Here is a 15,914-nt window from a genome sequence, read left to right as displayed (position 1 = left end):
CCACTCAACCTATCGTTGGAGCATGGACAGGCCGTGGCAGGAATGGACCCTCGACGATGCGGCCGAGTGGATCGCCGCACCCCGCGCCGCCGACGACAAGTACTCGCGCGGCGTGCTCGGCGTCGTCGCCGGATCACCGGAGTACCCAGGAGCGGCCGTGCTCGCCGTCGAGGCCGCTCACCGGGCGGGCGTCGGCATGGTGCGCTACACCGGGCCCCGCGCCGTGCGCACGGCCGTGCTCGCGCGCAGGCCCGAGACCGTGACGACGCCCGGACGAGTGCAGGCGTGGCTCATCGGTTCGGGCATCGACGCGGGGCGCCGATCGTTCATGCTGCTGGGCGACCTGCAGGGCGCCCTCGCCTCACGACTGCCGGTCGTGCTCGATGCCGGCGCTCTCGACCTCGTCGGCACGCATTCGGCCCCGACGGTGATCACGCCCCACGCACGCGAACTCGCCGCGCTGCTCGCCGCGCGAGAGATCGAGACGAGCGTCGCCGAGGTGCGCGAGGCGCCTGCGGAGTGGGCGGTGCGCGCAGCGCGCGAGCTCGGCGTGGCCGTATTGCTGAAGGGCGCGGTCACTCACATCTGCGATCCCGACGGCGACCGGTACACCGTCACCGCCCCCACCCACTGGCTGGCGTCGGCGGGCACGGGCGATGTGCTCGGGGGCATCCTCGGCGCCCTCGTCGCCACGCATCACGAGCGTCTCGCCGACGACGCCGAGGCGCTCACCGCGCTCGCCGCGACGGCGTCGTGGGTTCACGGCGAAGCAGCGCGACGCGCGAGTGCCGAGGTCGCCGGCGGCCCCGTCACCGCCCTCGACGTCGCGCACGCGGTGCCCGGCGTGGTCGGCACGCTGCTCTCGCGCTGACGCTCAGGCGCCGCGGAAGCGGGTGAGGAACTCGCGGGTGCGCTCCTCGCGCGGCGACTCGAAGAACTTCGTCGCCGGTGCGTCCTCGATGATGCGCCCGGCGTCGAGGAACACGACCCGATCGGCCACGTCTCGCGCGAACGCCATCTCGTGCGTCGCCATCACGATCGTCGTGCCGCCGTCTGCCAGCGTGCGAACGAGTGCGAGCACCTCGCCGACGAGCTCGGGATCGAGGGCGCTCGTCACCTCGTCGAGGAGGAGCAGCTCGGGCTCCGTCGCGATCGCACGCACGATCGCGGCGCGCTGCTGCTGCCCGCCCGACAGACGATCGGGGAAGGTGCGCGCGAAGTCGGCCAGCCCGATCGAGGCGAGCAGCTCGATTCCGCGCTGCTCGGCCTCGGCTCGCGGCGTGCGATGCACGAGGCGTGAGGCCATCGTGACGTTGTCGAGCACGCTGAGGTGCGGGAAGAGGTTGTAGTGCTGGAACACCACGCCGATGCGGGCGCGCACCCGGTCGGCATCGACACGGGGGTCGCTGACGTCTTCGCCGGCGAGGAGGATCACGCCGTCGTCGATCGGTTCGAGCAGGTTGACGGTGCGCAGGAGCGTCGACTTGCCCGATCCGCTGGCACCCACGAGTGCGACGACCTCGTGCGCCGCGACCTCGAGATCGATGCCGTCGAGCACGAGATGATCGCCGAAAGCGCGACGGATGCCGCGCAGGCTCAATACGGGCCCGCCATCGCCCCGCTGAACGCCCGCGCTCATACGATGCTCCCGACCTGCTCGCGTGCGCGCATGCGAGCCGACAGCCAATCGGTGAGCCGGATCATCGGCCACGCGAGTGCCACGAAGAGCAGGCCGGCGACGACGTAGGGGGTGAAGTTGAAGAAGTGCGCGGTCTCGATCTGTGCGGCCCGCACGGCGTCGATCGCTCCGAGCACCGAGATGAGTCCCACGTCTTTCTGCATGGCGACGAAGTCGTTCATGAGCGCGGGCGTCACCTTGCGGAACGCCTGCGGCAGCACGACACGACGCATGGTCTGCCCATGGCTGAGCCCGAGTGAGCGGGCAGCGAGCCGCTGCGAGGGATGCACCGCCTCGATGCCGGCCCGGAACACCTCGGAGACGTACGCGGAGTACGTGAGGATGAGCGCGATCGTGCCCCAGAAGGCGACCGGCATGCGGGGGAAGAAATCGAGTCCGGGCACCCCGAACCCGACGAGGTAGAGCACGATGATGAGCGGCACGCCGCGGAAGATGTCGGTGTAGCCGGCCGCGAGGGCGCGGAGCGGGAAGAACACCGGGCCGCGAAGCGTGCGGAGCGTCGCCAGGAGCAGGGCGACGATCACGACGCCGACGCTCGCGGCGACGAGCACCTGGATGTTCAGCCAGAGGCCCGCGAGGATGCGGGGGAGCGAGGCGATCGCGACCGCGGGGTCGAAGAACGTCTGCTGGACCTGCGCCCACCCCGGCGAGCCGATGAGGGCCCACGCGAGCAGGGCCGCGAACACAAGGGTCGACAGCACGCTCGCGAGCACCGAGAGACCCGTCTGCCGCTTGCGGAACGCGCGACGCTCGAGTTCGATGGCGCTCGGCTGCCACGCCGGCGATGTGCCGCGGGCGTCGGTCGTGTCGGTCACGAACCCACGCTAGCGGCGGTCGAGGGATGCCGCGGCATCCGATGCCGTGAACGCCGTCGCGGCCGCGAACGCCACCGTCACTCGAGCACGGGCGCGGTGCTCTCGCCGCCCAGCCACTCCGCGGCGAGCTCGTCGAGCGTGCCGTCTTCGCGGAGCGCGTCGACGGCCGCCGTGACGTCGGCAGTCAGCGGTGAGCCCTTCGCGAGCACGAGCCCGAACTCGTCGCCGTCGCCGGCGGTCGTCGGCACCTGCCCGATGATCGTGCCGCCGTCGAGCTCGACACCCGTGAGGTAGAACGCGGTCGGCAGGTCGACGACGATCGCGTCGACCGTGCCGTTCTGCAGCGCGAGTTTCGCGTCGTCGTTGGTGTTGAAGACCTGCGCGCCCGCGGTGGGCGCGATGACCTGCTCGACGGCGTCGAAGCTCGTCGTGCCCGTCTGCGCGCCGATGAGGAGGCCTTTCAGGTCGGCGATCGACGAGGCCGAAGCCGCGGGCGAGGAGTCGACGGTGATGACGACCTGCGTGGTCTCGTAGTACGGCGAGGAGAAGTCGACGTTCTGCGCGCGCTCTTCGGTGATCGAGAACTGCTGCAGGTTGACGTCGAATTCTTTCGGGCCGGGTGCGATGGCCTGCTCGAACGTCGAGCGCACCCAGACCACGTCGTCGGCGTCGAACCCGAGCTCGTCGGCGACGGCGTAGGCGACGGCCGCCTCGAAGCCCTCGCCGGACTCGGGGGCGTCGTCGATGACCCACGGGAAGTACGCGGGCTCGCCCGTGCCGATCGTGAGCTTGCCGTCGGTGACGTAGTCGCCGCCGGTCGTTCCGCCGTCACCCGCACCGCTGGAGCATGCCGCGAGCGCGAGCGTCGCGGATGCCGCGATGAAGAGCGCGGCGAGAGAGCGTCGAGTCATGGGGCCTCCGTACGGGTGTACTCCCCAGCATCGCGGATCCCACCGTCATCCGTCGATCGCGTGGCGGAATGTGACGCCGCTAGGCTTTTGCCATGACGGATGGGGCCGAGCGCGCGACATCCGCCCGCCCGCTTCGCCGCTTCCTCGGTACGCGCGCGGCGCTCTGGGCCGGTTTCGCTCTCGTGCACCTCGTGCTCATCTGGCTCAACCTGACGGCCTCCGGCTACCCCCTCGGCGACGTGACCGCGGTCTATCGGGTTTGGGCGGAGAATGCCGCGCACGGCTGGGTGCGCATGGGCATCGACACGCCATGGGTGTATCCGATTCTCGCCTTCGTGCCGATGGCGGCCGCGCTCGCTCTCGGCTCGGCGTTCTACGCGCAGACCTGGCTCGCGATCGTCACCGTGCTCGACGCGATCGCGTTCGGGGTGCTCATCGGCCGCGCCCGACTCTCGCGCCCCCGCCGGCTCGCGGCGTGGTGGTGGCTCGGATTCCTCGCGCTGCTCGGTCCCATCGCGTTCGGTCGCGTCGACGCGATCACGGTGCCGCTGGCGATCATGGGCCTCATCTGGGCCGCGGGGCGTCCGCGCGTGGCGGCAGTGCTGCTCACGATCGGCGCCTGGGTGAAAGTGTGGCCGGCTGCACTCGTCGCCGCGCTCGTGATCGCCGCCCGAAGGCGGCTCGAGGTCGGCGCGTCGGCGTTCGCGCTGAGCGTCGGCATCCTCGGGGTCAGTCTCCTCGCCGGTGCGGGCTCGAACGCCGTCGGTTTCATCGCCGAGCAAGCCGGACGCGGGCTCCAGATCGAGGCGCCGCTCGCGGTCGGCTGGCTCTGGCAGATCGTCGCGGGGTCGAAGGCGGTGACGATCGAGTACGACCGCGAGATCCTCACCTTCCAGATCCATGGGCCGGGGGCGGATGTCGCGGCGGCCCTCACCACCCCGATCATGGCGATCGGGGTGCTCGCCGTCGTGCTCATCGGCGTTCGGGCCGTTCGTCGCGGCGCCGCCTTCGGACGACTGCTGCCGCCGCTCGCGCTGAGTTTCGTGGTCGTGCTCATGCTTGCGAACAAGGTCGGGTCGCCCCAGTTCGTGACGTGGCTCGCAGCGCCCGTCATCCTGGGGCTGGTGTACCGGCCGGCGCGCTTCGCCGTGCCCGCATTGCTCGCCGCGGCGATCGCGCTGTTCACGCACATCATCTACCCCTACTGGTACGGGTGGCTCCTGGTCGCGAACCCGGCGTTCGTGTTTCTGCTGACGGCCAAGTCGGTGCTGCTCGTGGTGCTGCTCGTGTGGGGCATCCGTGCCCTCTGGCGGGTCGGTGCCCCTCGCTCGGTGCCCGGCGCGGTCGACGCGGGCGTGACCGGGAGAATGAGTCTCGACGAGTGATCATCTGCATCTGAAGGAGACGAACATGCTGGTTGCATTCTCAGTGGCGCCGAGTGGCACGGGTCGTGCCGACGGATCCGTTCACGACGCCGTTGCGGCGGCGGTGAAGATCGTTCGCGATTCGGGGCTTCCGAACCGGACCACCTCGATGTTCACCGAGCTCGAAGGCGAATGGGACGAGGTCTTCGACGTCGTCCGCCGTGCGACGGAGGCCGTCGGCGAGTACGGGTCGAGGGTGTCGCTCGTGCTGAAGGCGGATATCCGCCCGGGCTACACGGGCGAACTCGACGCGAAGATCGAGCGGCTCGAAACCGCGATCGACGAATCGGGCGAGGGCATCGCATAACGCGAACGCGCTGGGCGCCGACTGTCGAATCGATTCGATTCGTGCGAGAATCGCCGGGTGACCCTCTCATCCGACGGGCCGACGACGTTGTCGCCGGCCCGTATTCGTTTTGCGCTGCTCGCCCTCGCCCTCGGCGGCTTCGGCATCGGCTCGACCGAGTTCGTCGCCATGGGCCTGCTGCCGAGCATCGCGCACGACCTGTTGCCCGAGCTCTACGCGCACTCGCCTGCGAACGCGAACGCGAATGCAGGCTGGATGATCTCCGCGTACGCCCTCGGCGTCGTCGTCGGTGCGCCCACGATCGCCGCCGCTGCAGCGCGCTGGCCGCGCAAGCGACTGCTGCTCGCCCTGCTCACCGCCTTCACCCTCGGCACGGTCGCCTCAGCAGTGCTGCCGACGTTCGAGCTCGTGCTCGTCGCACGCTTCGTCGCCGCCCTGCCGCACGGCGCGTACTTCGGCATCGCCTCCCTCGTCGCCGCGAGCCTCATGGGTCCGGGCAAACGCGCGAGGGGCGTCGCGTTCGTGCTGTCGGGACTCACGATCGCCAACGTGATCGGGGTGCCGGCGATCACCTGGCTCGGGCAGGCAGCAGGGTGGCGCATCGCATACCTCACGGTCGCGGCGATCTTCGCCCTCACCTTCGTCGCGGTGCTCGTCGCGATGCCATGGCAGGCCGGCGACCCGCACGCGACGATGAAGCGTGAACTCCGTGCGTTCACGCGAGCCCAAGTGTGGTTCGCCCTCGGCATCGGCGCCGTCGGCTTCGGCGGACTCTTCGCCGTCTACAGCTACGTCGCGCCGCTCGCCACCGACGTCGCCGGGCTTCCGGAGCAGCTCGTGCCCGTCGTGCTCATCGCCTTCGGTGTGGGAATGACGATCGGCAACATCGCAGGCGGTCGCCTCGCCGACTGGAGCGTGCGCCGCTCGATGTACCTGTTCTTCGCCATCCTCGCGGGCGCGCTCGTACTGCTCGGGTTCACCGCCAGCAGCCCGATCGGCCTGTTCGCCGGTGTGCTGCTCGTCGGCGGTGCATCCGCTGGGCTGTCACCGATCATCCAGGCGAGGCTCATGGATGTCGCCCGCGACAGCCAATCGATCGCCGCCGCCCTGAACCATTCGGCGCTGAACATCGGCAACAGTCTCGGCGCCATGCTCGGCGGCGTCGCGATCGCCGGCGGGCTGGGCTACGTCGCCCCGATCTGGATCGGTCTCGTGCTCACGATCGCCGGCGCCCTGCTCGCAGCGGTGTCCTTCGCGCTCGACCGCGCCCGCGGACGACGAGGCGTGTTCCTTCCGTACGCGACCGGTTCGATCGAGGCTGTCGAACTCTAGAGTGCGTCGACGGGCATCGGATGCCGCGGCATCCGACCGATCGAGAGGCTGCCGATGTCAGTCGGACTGCAGCAGGATGCCGTCGAGGATCGCGCGCTTGCGCAGCGCCACCTTCGTTCCGACGTCGTAACCCGTCGCCCGGTACTTCTCGCGGATGCGCTTGAGATAGCTCTTCGCGGTCTCTTCGGAGATGCCGAGCTGGAAGGCCACGGCCTTCACGGGCTGGCCGGCGCCGTAGAGCGCCATCACCCGGCGTTCTTGCGCTGAGAGCTTCGGTGCGGTGCCCGCTTCGGTGAGGGCGAGTTCGAGTTCAGGGGTGAGGTACGACTCGCCGATGCGTGCAGCTCGGATCGCCTCGATGATCGTCTCGACCGGTTCGGACTTGACGAGGTAGCCGAGTGCTCCCGAGCTGAGCGCCTCGCGCACGACGGCAGGCTCGGAGTACGTGCTCATGAGCATCGTCTGCACCCCGGCGGACTTCAGCATCGAGAGCTTCAGCGAGATCGGAATGTTGTCGCGAAGATCGAGATCGAGCAGCACGACGTCGACGGGGAAGTCGGGATGGGCGAGCAGCTCGGACCACGACGGGACCGCGGCGACGAGCTCGATATCGGATGCCGCGCCGCGCAACCATTCGGAGAGCGCTCCGAGGAGCATGCGGTGATCGTCGACGATCGCCAGGCGGATCGGTGGTGCGGTGTCGACCATTCAGCTTCCCCTCGAACGGGTCGCCCCACGGGCGACCGGAACTCCTGCTGGCACGATCGGGTCGACCCGGCAGTCGACGTCGATGCGGAAGGTCTCGGGTGCCGCAACGACATCGTGTGTACCGACACTACCGAGTGCGTCCCAAGTTGCGGGATCGACGCGTCGCCGGTTGACACCGGCGACCTCGATCGAGAGGCGCAGATCAGGCGCGTCGGGGTCTGCAGCGAGGCCCGGAGTCTCGACCGGCTCGCGGCACGAGACGTGGGCAGCGACGTCGCCGGCACCCTTCGGCTGCTCGCCGACGAGCAACCACAGTGCGAGGAGCAGTCCGTCTCGTTGGTCTTGCGTGAGCAGGCCGGCCAGCCCGTCGGGATCATCGAGCGTGACCCGGTTGCTGAGGTACGCGGACTCGGTGACGGCGTGCCGCAGCCAGGTGTCGTTACGACCTTCGATGAGCCGCACCCGCAGTCGCGCCGCGAGGTCGCCCGCGCGTTCAGCGGACTCGGACGGCAGCGGAATGGCGATGCGCCCCGAGCTGACGTCGTCGAGCAGCGTCTCGGCGTCGAAGTCGAGTTGGGCGAGCTCTTCCGAGGCGCGCATGCCCACCGCGGTCCGCGGGGTGGCGACGGTGCTCTGCACGAGTGAGAGATCGAGTTCGCGGCGTACGAGCCGGCGGAAACCGTTGATCGCCAACGCCGCGATGACGACCGGCAGAACTGCGGATGCCGCGACGACGAGTGCCGTGACGGTAAAGGCGCCGGCCGACTCGAGCTGCAGCAGCGCCGCCGCGGCCAGAACGACGCCGATCGCGCCGGCGACGAGCACCGGGACCTTCGTACCCTTGATGGCCGCCACCGGCATGAGCACGGCACCTGCCGCTGCCGCCGCCGTCGGGGTCACGCCGAGGTGCAGCAGACCTTGGGTGGCGCTCAGGTCGAGCCACACAGGAGCGATGAGCGCGATGAGGAGGGTGACGTAGAGCCAGTCGGGAAGCGGAGCATTGCGCGACACCACCCGTGACAGCACGCCGATGCCGACGACGATGCCCACCGCGAGCCATGCCTGCCACGGTCCTGGGCCGGGCGGGAAGAGGGGCGCCAAGGTCACCGCGTGCGTGAGGTGCCCGCCGATGACGAATGCGGAGGCGATCGTGATGCCGGTGGCCAGCCGACGGCCGCCATGGCTCTCGCGCACATCGCCCGCGGCCCGCGCGGAGCGGGTCGGTCGCCGGAACGGTCGGGTGGAGGTGGATGCACCGATCTGCGGCTCGCTCATGGCTTCGGCACCTCGAGCATGACCGTCGTGCCCGACCCGGGTGAGGAGAAGATGCGGGCGCGACCGCCGACGGTGCCCAGCCGGCCGACGACCGATTCGGCGTAGCCGAGCCGTGCACCGTCGATGGCATCTGGTTCGAAACCGGTGCCGGCGTCGGTCACCATCGCACGCACCGTGCGATCGTCGTCGCTCACCGTGACATCGGCTTCGGTGACGCCGGAGTGACGACGCACGTTCTCGAGGCACTCGCCGAGGGCCCCGAGCAGCGCGTCGAGCGTATCGCGCGGGAGGACGAGCCGGCCGGCTCCGTGCCAGTTCACGTCGAGGCCCATGCGGGCGAAGCGCTGGCGCACGGACTCGAACGTCATGCCGAGCGTGTCGTCGTCGGATTCGGGCGAGAAGATCGCGTTCGACCCGGCGTCGATGCGTGCGCCCAGCCGCAACTGCTTCAGCAGCCTGGCGTCGTCGCCGGATTGCTGGCGCAACGCACTTGCGCCGACGCCGACGCCCGAGTGGGCCAGCAGGCTGAGCGTCGCGAGCACGGTGTCGTGGAGCACTCGTGCATCTTGACGCTGCCGCGATTCGAGTTCGCTCGCCAGCCGCTCGGCTTCGTGCGCGCGGCCGACCTCGTTGATGCGTTCGGACGCGGACGCGATGGCACGGTCGAGCCAGATGCCGATCGAGGCATTCGCGGCCCAGCCCATGAACGTGCCGATCGCCACGGTCGCCACTTGGTGCCCCGTGATCGCGACGACGCCGACGGCGATCAGGGTTGCCGCGGCGAGACCGAGCACGAGGTACGGTCCATTTGGCCGCACGATGAGCGGAATGGCCAACGAGGCGGCGGTGATGCTGGCCGTGATGGCCATCGCGGCGACGGACATGGGATCGAGCACGGGGGCGACGCCGAGCAGGGTGATCAGGGCGATCGAGCACGCCGCAGCGGCCAAAGCGGGGGCGAGTGCGCCGCGCACGGCGTGCAGGGCGATGAAGACGGCCGAGCCGAGGCTCAGGAGCGCTGCCACCGTCAACTCGTTGCCCGAAGTCGCTCCGGGAACGAGGAGGCAGGCGAGCGCGCCGATCGCTCCGCTCAGCCCGGAGACCTGCGCGAGCCGCCGCAGCAGCCGGTCGCGTTCTTTGTGGATGCGCTTCATTGCCACCCCCTCGGCATGGCCGGCGGCCGTTGAAACGGGCACCGTCACTCTCGAAGAGTAGCGGAGTCGAGCCGTGAGGCGTGAGTGGCGCCGTGAAGGATGGCGAGCTTATGAGGAGAGCAGTGCGCTGAGCGCACCCCCGATCGCCTCGTCTTCGATGAGGAAGGCGTCGTGTCCGTACTCGGACGAGACGAGCACCGGGGCATCCCCATGGATGCTGTGTCGCAGTCCGGCCGCGACCTCCAATTGCCCGGCCAGCGGGAAATAGCGGTCGCTGTCGATGCCGAGCACGAGGCTGCGCGCCTCGACCTGTGCGAGTGCGGCGGCGGACCCGCCGCGGCCTCGGCCGATATCGTGCGAGTTCATCGATTGCGTGAGCACGATGTAGCTGTTCGCGTCGAAGCGGCGGGTGAACTTGTTGCCGTGGAAGTCGAGGTAGGACTCGACGGCGAAGCGACCCTCACCACTCAATGGGTCGATGTCGGACTGCCAGCTGCGCTCGAACCGCTGGTTGAGTTCGGCTGCGGTGCGGTAGTTGAGCATCGCCATGCGACGGGCGAGCGCGAGCCCTCGCGTCGGGCCGTCGCCGTCGGGGGCGTCGTAGAACTCGCCGCCGCGGAACGCCGGGTCGGTGCGGATCGCTTCGATCTGCACCGAGTTCAACGCGATCTGATCGGCGGATGTCGCAGCCGGCGCGGCGAGCACGGCGATTCGCTCGACCGAGTCGGGTGCCATGATCGCCCACTCGAGCACATGCATCCCGCCCATGGAGCCGCCGACGACGGCCGCGAAGCGCTCGATGCCCAGTTCGCGCGCGAACGCGATCTGCGCCCGCACCTGGTCGCGGATCGTGAGGAACGGGAACCGGGTGCCCCACTCGGCCCGATCGGGCGCGAGCGACGCCGGGCCCGTCGAGCCCTGGCATCCGCCGAGCACGTTCGGGGCGACCACGAACCAACGGTCGGTATCGATCGCGAGCCCTGGACCGACGACTCCTGGCCACCAGCCCGCGCTGGGGTGCGCCGGCCCGGCCGAGCCGATCACGTGACTGTCGCCCGTCAGCGCGTGCAGCACGAGGATCGCGTTGTCGTGTGCGGGGGAGAGGGTGCCCCACTGCTCGTAGGCGATTCGGGCGGCCGGCAGCGTGCGGCCGGAGTCGAGTGCGACATCGCCGATGTTCACGAACCGTCGGTCGCCGACGGGGTCGCCCTCACGCCAAGCGCCGGTCGTGGGCGCCCGGCCGGCGAGCGACGCCGCCCGCGCCTCGGTGACGATGCTCGCGGGCACCGCGTCAGCCCTCGTCTGCCAGTCCATGCTTCGATTCTTGCCGAGGCGGGCGGCCCGGCGTGCTTTGTTACGCCGGTCTCGAAGGTCGAAGGTCGAAGGTCGAAGGTCGAATTTCGTCGAGAGGTCGCAGATGGTGACGGAGACGACGCCGTGGTCGCCATCTGCGACCTCTCGGTGATCGGAGCGTGCCAAGACGACGGATGCCGCGAGCCCGTGAGCTCGCGGCATCCGTCGTTCGTGTCGCGGTACTCAGACGCGGGAGGCCTCGGTGGCGGCACGCGCGGCCTCGAAGCCCGCCTCGAGGTCGGCCTTCAGGTCGTCGATGTTCTCGATGCCGACCGACAGGCGCACGAGGCCCGGCGTCACGCCGCTCGTGAGCTGCTGCTCGGGCGTGAGCTGCGAGTGCGTCGTCGACGCGGGGTGGATGACGAGCGAGCGCACATCGCCGATGTTGGCGAGGTGGCTGAACAGCGAAAGGTTGTCGACGAGCGCCCGGCCGGCATCCACGCCGCCCTTGAGCTCGAACGAGAGCACGGCGCCGACACCCTTCGGAGCGTAGGTATTGGCCGCCGCGTACCAGGGGCTCGACGGCAACCCCGAGTAGTTCACGCTCGCGACGTCGGCGTGGTTGTCGAGCCACTCGGCGACTTCCTGCGCGTTCTGCACGTGGCGCTCGATGCGCAGCGACAGCGTTTCGATGCCCTGGATGAGCTGCCACGCGCTCGCCGGCGCGATCGCGGCACCGAGGTCGCGCAGCAGCTGCACGCGCGCCTTGATGATGTAGGCCAGGCCGTCGCCGACCGCCGCGGTGTAGCTCGCACCGTGGTACGACGGGTCGGGCTCGGTCAGTCCCGGGAACTTCTCGACGTTCTTCGACCACTCGAACGTGCCGCCGTCGACGATGACGCCACCGATGACCGTGCCGTGGCCGCCGAGGAACTTGGTGGCCGAGTGCACGATGATGTCGGCGCCGTGCTCGAACGGCCGGATCAGGTACGGCGTCGCGATCGTGTTGTCGACGACGAGCGGCACGCCCGCTTCGTGCGCGACGTCTGAGACCTGGCGGATGTCGAGGATGTTGATCTTCGGGTTGCCGATCGTCTCGGCGAAGAAGAGCTTCGTGTTCGGTCGTACGGCCCGGCGCCACTCATCGGGGTCGTCTTGGTTCTCGACGAACGTCGTCTCGATGCCGAGCTTGGCGAGCGTGTACTTGAAGAGGTTGTAGGTGCCGCCGTAGATCGACGACGACGAGACGATGTGGTCGCCCGCCTGGGCGATGTTCAGCACGGCGAACGTCGACGCCGACTGGCCCGACGCCACGAGGAGCGCGCCGGTGCCGCCCTCGAGCGCGGCGAGGCGCTCTTCGACCACGGCCTGCGTGGGGTTCTGGATGCGGGTGTAGATGTTGCCGAACTCCGCCAGGGCGAACAGGTTCTGCGCGTGCTCGGCACTGTTGAACACGTATGAGGTGGTTTGGTAGATCGGCGTTGCACGCGCGTTGGTCACGGGGTCGGGTGCCGCGCCCGAGTGCACCTGCTTGGTCTCGAAACGCCAGTCGGCGGTGTCGCTCATGGAAGTCTCCTCAGTCGTCTCGCGCGGGTCCGCCGCGGCTTCGAGCCCACGTTAGGCGGGCACGGCTCGCCGGGCAACGGATGGCGCAACACGGCGTCACGCGTGGTATACGCCTACTTGTGGTCGGGGTCGGGCGGCAGCACGATCGTGCCCGTCGCGGTCGACGGCTCGGGCCGGAACAACCAGCGGGCGCGCGGTTCGACGAGCGGCCGGAAGATCCGGCGCACGGGTTTCAGCGACAGCACGATCGAGATGCCGACGCAGAAGACCATCATCGCCGGCAGCACCCAGAACGGCTGGTCGCCGGCGAGCATGCCGCTCTCGCGGAACGGGAACAGCACGAAGGTGTGCAGCAAGTAGATGTACATGGTGGCCGTGCCGAACGGCGTGAACCAGTGCGTGCCACGCGGCATCAGCACGAGGAACGCGACGGCGAGCGCCATCGCGAAGAGCAGCAACCCGAGCCGGATGGCGCCGGACCACGGTTCGTCGTACCCGATCGCCTGGTACGACTCGTCGTAGAGCATGAAGCGGCGCAGCTTCAGGTCTCGCCACGTCTCGATCGCTACGGGCATCACGGCGAGCGTCGCGCCGAAGAGCAGGATCGCACCGGCACGCCAGCGCCACGCCACCGCCGAACGGAGCTCCAGCCAGCGCCCGGTCAGCTGCCACTGGCGCAGCTTCCAGCCGAAGACGAAGAACGGGAGCATGCCGAGGGTGCGCGACAGGGCGAGCGTGGCATCGATCGTCTCGGTGTACCCGGCGCCGATCGAGATCGCGATCGCGATCAGCAGCGGGTAGCGCAGGAGTACGAGGTAGGGCAGCACGATGCGCCAGACCGCGAGGGCGATCAGGAACCAGAGCGTCCACGACGCCGTCGTGTAGTCGAGCGAGAACTCGCCGCCGAGAGTCCAGCGGATCACCGTCCAGATCGTCTCGAAGATGAAGAACGGGAAGACGATGTCGGTGAGGATGTGGCGCAGTGCCCGTGCGTTCGGCGGGCCCGACTTCGCGAAGTATCCGCTCACCGTCACGAAGACGGCCACATGGAACGAGTAGATGAACAGGTACACGCTGTAGGCGCTGTCGGACTCGCCGATGAGCGGCAGGATGCCGTGGCCGATGACCACGAGGGTGATCGCGATCCACCGGGCGTTGTCCCAGAGCGGGACACGCTTGCGTCGGTGCGGGGTCGCCTGCGGCCTCGTGTGCATCAGTCCATTGTCGATCAGCTCGCCGGGCTTGTCGAAGCGAGGTAGGGCGGGGTGTCCCTTCGACGGGCTCAAGGAACGCGGGCGGGCACAGCTGAAGGAACGCGAGCGGGCACGGCAGAATGGGCGCATGAGTGAACTGCGGGTCGTCGTCACGGGAGCGAGTTCGGGCATCGGGGAGGCGACGGTGCGCGCGTTCCGCGCCGCCGGGTGGGGCGTCGTCGGTGTCGCCCGCCGGGAAGACCGGCTGCGGGCGCTCGAAGCCGAGACCGGGGCATCCGTCGTCGTGGCCGACCTCACGAAGCAAGCGGACGTCGACCGCCTCCGCGACCGCCTCGCCGCGACCGGCCCGGTGCACGCCCTCGTCAACAACGCGGGCGGCGCCAAGGGGCTCGACTCCGTTGAGGCCTCCGAGATCGACGACTGGGCCTGGATGTTCGAGGTCAACGTGCTCGCCCTGAAACGGGTGACGAGCGCACTGCTTCCGCTGCTGCGGAAGGGCGCCATCGAGCGCGGCGTCGCCGACATCGTCAACGTCACCTCGATCGCCGGACACACCGCCTACGTCGGCGGCGGCGGGTACAACGCCGCGAAGTTCGCCGCGCACGCGCTCACCGAGGTGCTGCGGCTCGAACTGAACGGCGAGCCGCTGCGGGTCATCGAGGTCGCTCCCGGCATGGTGAGGACCGACGAGTTCGCGCTCGTGCGCTTCGGCGGCGATCGCGCGAGGGCCGATGCCGTCTACGACGACGTTCCCGAACCACTCGTCGCCGACGACATCGCCGCGGTCATCGCCGACGCCGTGATGAAACCGCGACACGTCGACCTCGACCTCATCATCGTGAAACCTGTTGCGCAGGCGGCGCCGTACCGGCTCACGAAGGGTCCACTGGTCGTGCGCGGAGAATCGTCATGACGCCCAAGCCGGAGCCGCCCGCCCCGCGCCGACTCGCGTGGGAGCGTCGCACCACGGTGCTGCTCGTCGTGCTCGGCGTGCTCTTCATCGTCGCGTACTCGGTCTACGTGCTGACGCCCTGGATCCCTCGGGGCCCCGATGCGCTGCTGTTCTGGATGCTCCTCGTCACGTGGATCGTATTCGTCGGTGACATCGTCGTGCGCGTCGTGTTGACACCGCGCGGCGGGCGCTGGGCATTCCTGCGGACTCACCCGATCGATGTCCTTTCAGCCATCGTCCCCGTGTTCCGGGCGTTCCGCGTGCTCACCCTCCTGCGCCAGGTGCCGTACCTGCAGCGTCGCAGCGGAGCCGCGGTGCGTACCAACATCATCATCTACGCCGCCAGCTACGCCGTCGTGTTCGTGTACTTCATCGCCCTCGCGACCTTGCAGGCCGAGCGGAACGCGCCCGGCGCGACGATCACGACGTTCGGCGATGCGATCTGGTGGGCCGTCGTCACCGTCGCCACGGTCGGCTACGGCGACATGTACCCGATCACCACCGAAGGCCGGTTCTACGCCGTGTTCCTCATGGCGGGCGGCGTCGCGATCGTCGGCACCGCATCGGCGACGATCATCTCGCTCATCAACGAGCGTGTCGGGCAGGCTCGCGAGGCGCACCACCACGATGACGAGCCCCCGGCCGAAGGCGAGGCCTGAGGCGAGCGGATGCCGCGGCATCCGCTCGCCCTTCGGCACGGCTGCGCGGCGGATACGCTGAAGGCATGACCTTCGATGCCAATGACGCCGCGCACGGAATCGACGCTGTGCAACGTGAGATCCTCACCTGGGACGAGTTCGGCGACGCAGCGCGATCGCTCGCCGGCGACGTGCTGCGCTCGGGCTTCCAACCCGACGTCGTGATCGCGATCGCACGGGGCGGACTGCTGCTCGCGGGGGCGATCTCGTACGCGCTCGGCACGAAGGCGTGCGGCTCGATCAACGTCGAGTTCTACACCGGTATCGACGAGCGCCTGCCCGAGCCGGTGCTGCACCCGCCGATGCTCGATGCGCCCGCCCTCGGCGGCAAGCGGGTGCTGCTCGTCGATGACGTCTCCGACTCGGGCCGTACGCTCGCCAAGGTGCTCGGCCTGCTCAGCGACGAAGGCGCCGATGTGCGCACCGCGACGCTCTACACGAAGTCGCACACCGTGCTCGCACCCGATTTCGACTACCGCCGCACCGACGGCTGGATCGTCTTCCCGTGGTCGGCTCTGCCGCCCGTCGAGGCCCGGGTCGGGGCGGCGTGACCGCCCATTCGACCC

The 15,914-nt window shown here is 69.4% G+C and carries 15 protein-coding genes and 1 pseudogene; 7 read left to right on the top strand and 9 right to left on the bottom strand.

Annotation, left to right across the window (positions count from 1 at the left end; all coding sequences use genetic code 11):
• Positions 1 to 22: 22 nt before the first annotated feature.
• A complete protein-coding gene (locus AC1C2S_RS01405; protein ID WP_495350751.1) occupies positions 23 to 871 on the top strand; it encodes an ADP-dependent NAD(P)H-hydrate dehydratase in 849 nt (282 codons plus the stop codon).
• A gap of 3 nt (positions 872 to 874) precedes the next feature.
• Here AC1C2S_RS01405 and AC1C2S_RS01400 read toward each other — a convergent pair whose 3' ends face one another.
• From AC1C2S_RS01400 to AC1C2S_RS01390, 3 genes are all read right to left on the bottom strand, one after another.
• Entirely contained in the window at positions 875 to 1,639 is a 765-nt protein-coding gene (locus AC1C2S_RS01400; protein ID WP_495350750.1) for an amino acid ABC transporter ATP-binding protein, read from the bottom strand.
• Positions 1,636 to 2,514, bottom strand: coding sequence for an amino acid ABC transporter permease (locus AC1C2S_RS01395; protein ID WP_495350749.1), 879 nt, complete (start codon positions 2,512 to 2,514; stop codon positions 1,636 to 1,638). The genes AC1C2S_RS01400 and AC1C2S_RS01395 overlap by 4 nt, the downstream gene beginning before the upstream one ends.
• A gap of 77 nt (positions 2,515 to 2,591) precedes the next feature.
• The gene (locus AC1C2S_RS01390; RefSeq protein ID WP_495350748.1) at positions 2,592 to 3,425 is read right to left on the bottom strand and encodes an ABC transporter substrate-binding protein; all 834 of its coding nucleotides are present in this window, start codon (positions 3,423 to 3,425) and stop codon (positions 2,592 to 2,594) included.
• 92 nt (positions 3,426 to 3,517) lie between these two features.
• Here AC1C2S_RS01390 and AC1C2S_RS01385 point away from each other — a divergent pair, with 92 nt between their 5' ends.
• The 3 genes from AC1C2S_RS01385 to AC1C2S_RS01375 are packed head-to-tail and all read left to right on the top strand — an operon-like array spanning position 3,518 to position 6,488.
• A complete protein-coding gene (locus AC1C2S_RS01385) occupies positions 3,518 to 4,810 on the top strand; it encodes a hypothetical protein (protein ID WP_495350747.1) in 1,293 nt (430 codons plus the stop codon).
• A gap of 25 nt (positions 4,811 to 4,835) precedes the next feature.
• On the top strand, positions 4,836 to 5,156 hold the full coding sequence (locus AC1C2S_RS01380) for a thiamine-binding protein (protein WP_495350746.1): 321 nt from the start codon (positions 4,836 to 4,838) through the stop codon (positions 5,154 to 5,156).
• Between the two features lie 57 nt (positions 5,157 to 5,213).
• A complete protein-coding gene (locus tag AC1C2S_RS01375; protein ID WP_495350745.1) occupies positions 5,214 to 6,488 on the top strand; it encodes an MFS transporter in 1,275 nt (424 codons plus the stop codon).
• Between the two features lie 57 nt (positions 6,489 to 6,545).
• Here the strand turns inward: AC1C2S_RS01375 and AC1C2S_RS01370 are convergent, their stop codons facing one another.
• From AC1C2S_RS01370 to AC1C2S_RS01345, 6 genes and pseudogenes are all read right to left on the bottom strand, one after another.
• Entirely contained in the window at positions 6,546 to 7,196 is a 651-nt protein-coding gene (locus tag AC1C2S_RS01370; protein ID WP_495350744.1) for a response regulator, read from the bottom strand.
• Complete coding sequence (locus tag AC1C2S_RS01365) at positions 7,197 to 8,471, bottom strand: hypothetical protein (RefSeq protein WP_495350743.1); 1,275 nt, start codon at positions 8,469 to 8,471, stop codon at positions 7,197 to 7,199. It lies immediately after the preceding gene.
• Positions 8,468 to 9,625 carry a sensor histidine kinase gene (locus tag AC1C2S_RS01360; RefSeq protein WP_495350742.1) on the bottom strand — a complete coding sequence of 386 codons (1,158 nt, stop codon included), beginning with the start codon at positions 9,623 to 9,625 and terminating at the stop codon, positions 8,468 to 8,470. The genes AC1C2S_RS01365 and AC1C2S_RS01360 overlap by 4 nt, the downstream gene beginning before the upstream one ends.
• 108 nt (positions 9,626 to 9,733) lie before the next feature.
• Positions 9,734 to 10,939 (bottom strand): homoserine O-acetyltransferase MetX, encoded by a 1,206-nt coding sequence (gene metX, locus AC1C2S_RS01355; RefSeq protein WP_495353172.1) that lies wholly within the window; start codon positions 10,937 to 10,939, stop codon positions 9,734 to 9,736.
• Positions 10,940 to 11,161: 222 nt separating this feature from the next.
• Positions 11,162 to 12,487 (bottom strand): annotated as a pseudogene (locus tag AC1C2S_RS01350) (bifunctional o-acetylhomoserine/o-acetylserine sulfhydrylase); the annotation flags it as partial.
• Positions 12,488 to 12,597: 110 nt separating this feature from the next.
• Positions 12,598 to 13,698: an acyltransferase family protein gene (locus tag AC1C2S_RS01345; RefSeq protein WP_495350741.1), complete on the bottom strand. Its 1,101-nt coding sequence runs from the start codon at positions 13,696 to 13,698 to the stop codon at positions 12,598 to 12,600.
• Between the two features lie 127 nt (positions 13,699 to 13,825).
• Between AC1C2S_RS01345 and AC1C2S_RS01340 the strand changes: the two genes are divergently transcribed.
• The 3 genes from AC1C2S_RS01340 (at position 13,826) to AC1C2S_RS01330 (ending at position 15,899) form a co-directional block, all read left to right on the top strand.
• Positions 13,826 to 14,611, top strand: coding sequence for an SDR family NAD(P)-dependent oxidoreductase (locus tag AC1C2S_RS01340; protein WP_495350740.1), 786 nt, complete (start codon positions 13,826 to 13,828; stop codon positions 14,609 to 14,611).
• Complete coding sequence (locus AC1C2S_RS01335; RefSeq protein WP_495350739.1) at positions 14,608 to 15,309, top strand: potassium channel family protein; 702 nt, start codon at positions 14,608 to 14,610, stop codon at positions 15,307 to 15,309. Before AC1C2S_RS01340 ends, AC1C2S_RS01335 begins: the two co-directional genes overlap by 4 nt.
• 65 nt (positions 15,310 to 15,374) lie before the next feature.
• A complete protein-coding gene (locus tag AC1C2S_RS01330; RefSeq protein ID WP_495350738.1) occupies positions 15,375 to 15,899 on the top strand; it encodes a phosphoribosyltransferase in 525 nt (174 codons plus the stop codon).
• Positions 15,900 to 15,914 lie beyond the last annotated feature (15 nt).

The sequence above is a fragment of the Agromyces sp. Y782 genome (assembly GCF_059445405.1).
This window is presented reverse-complemented; position numbering and strand designations above follow the sequence as displayed.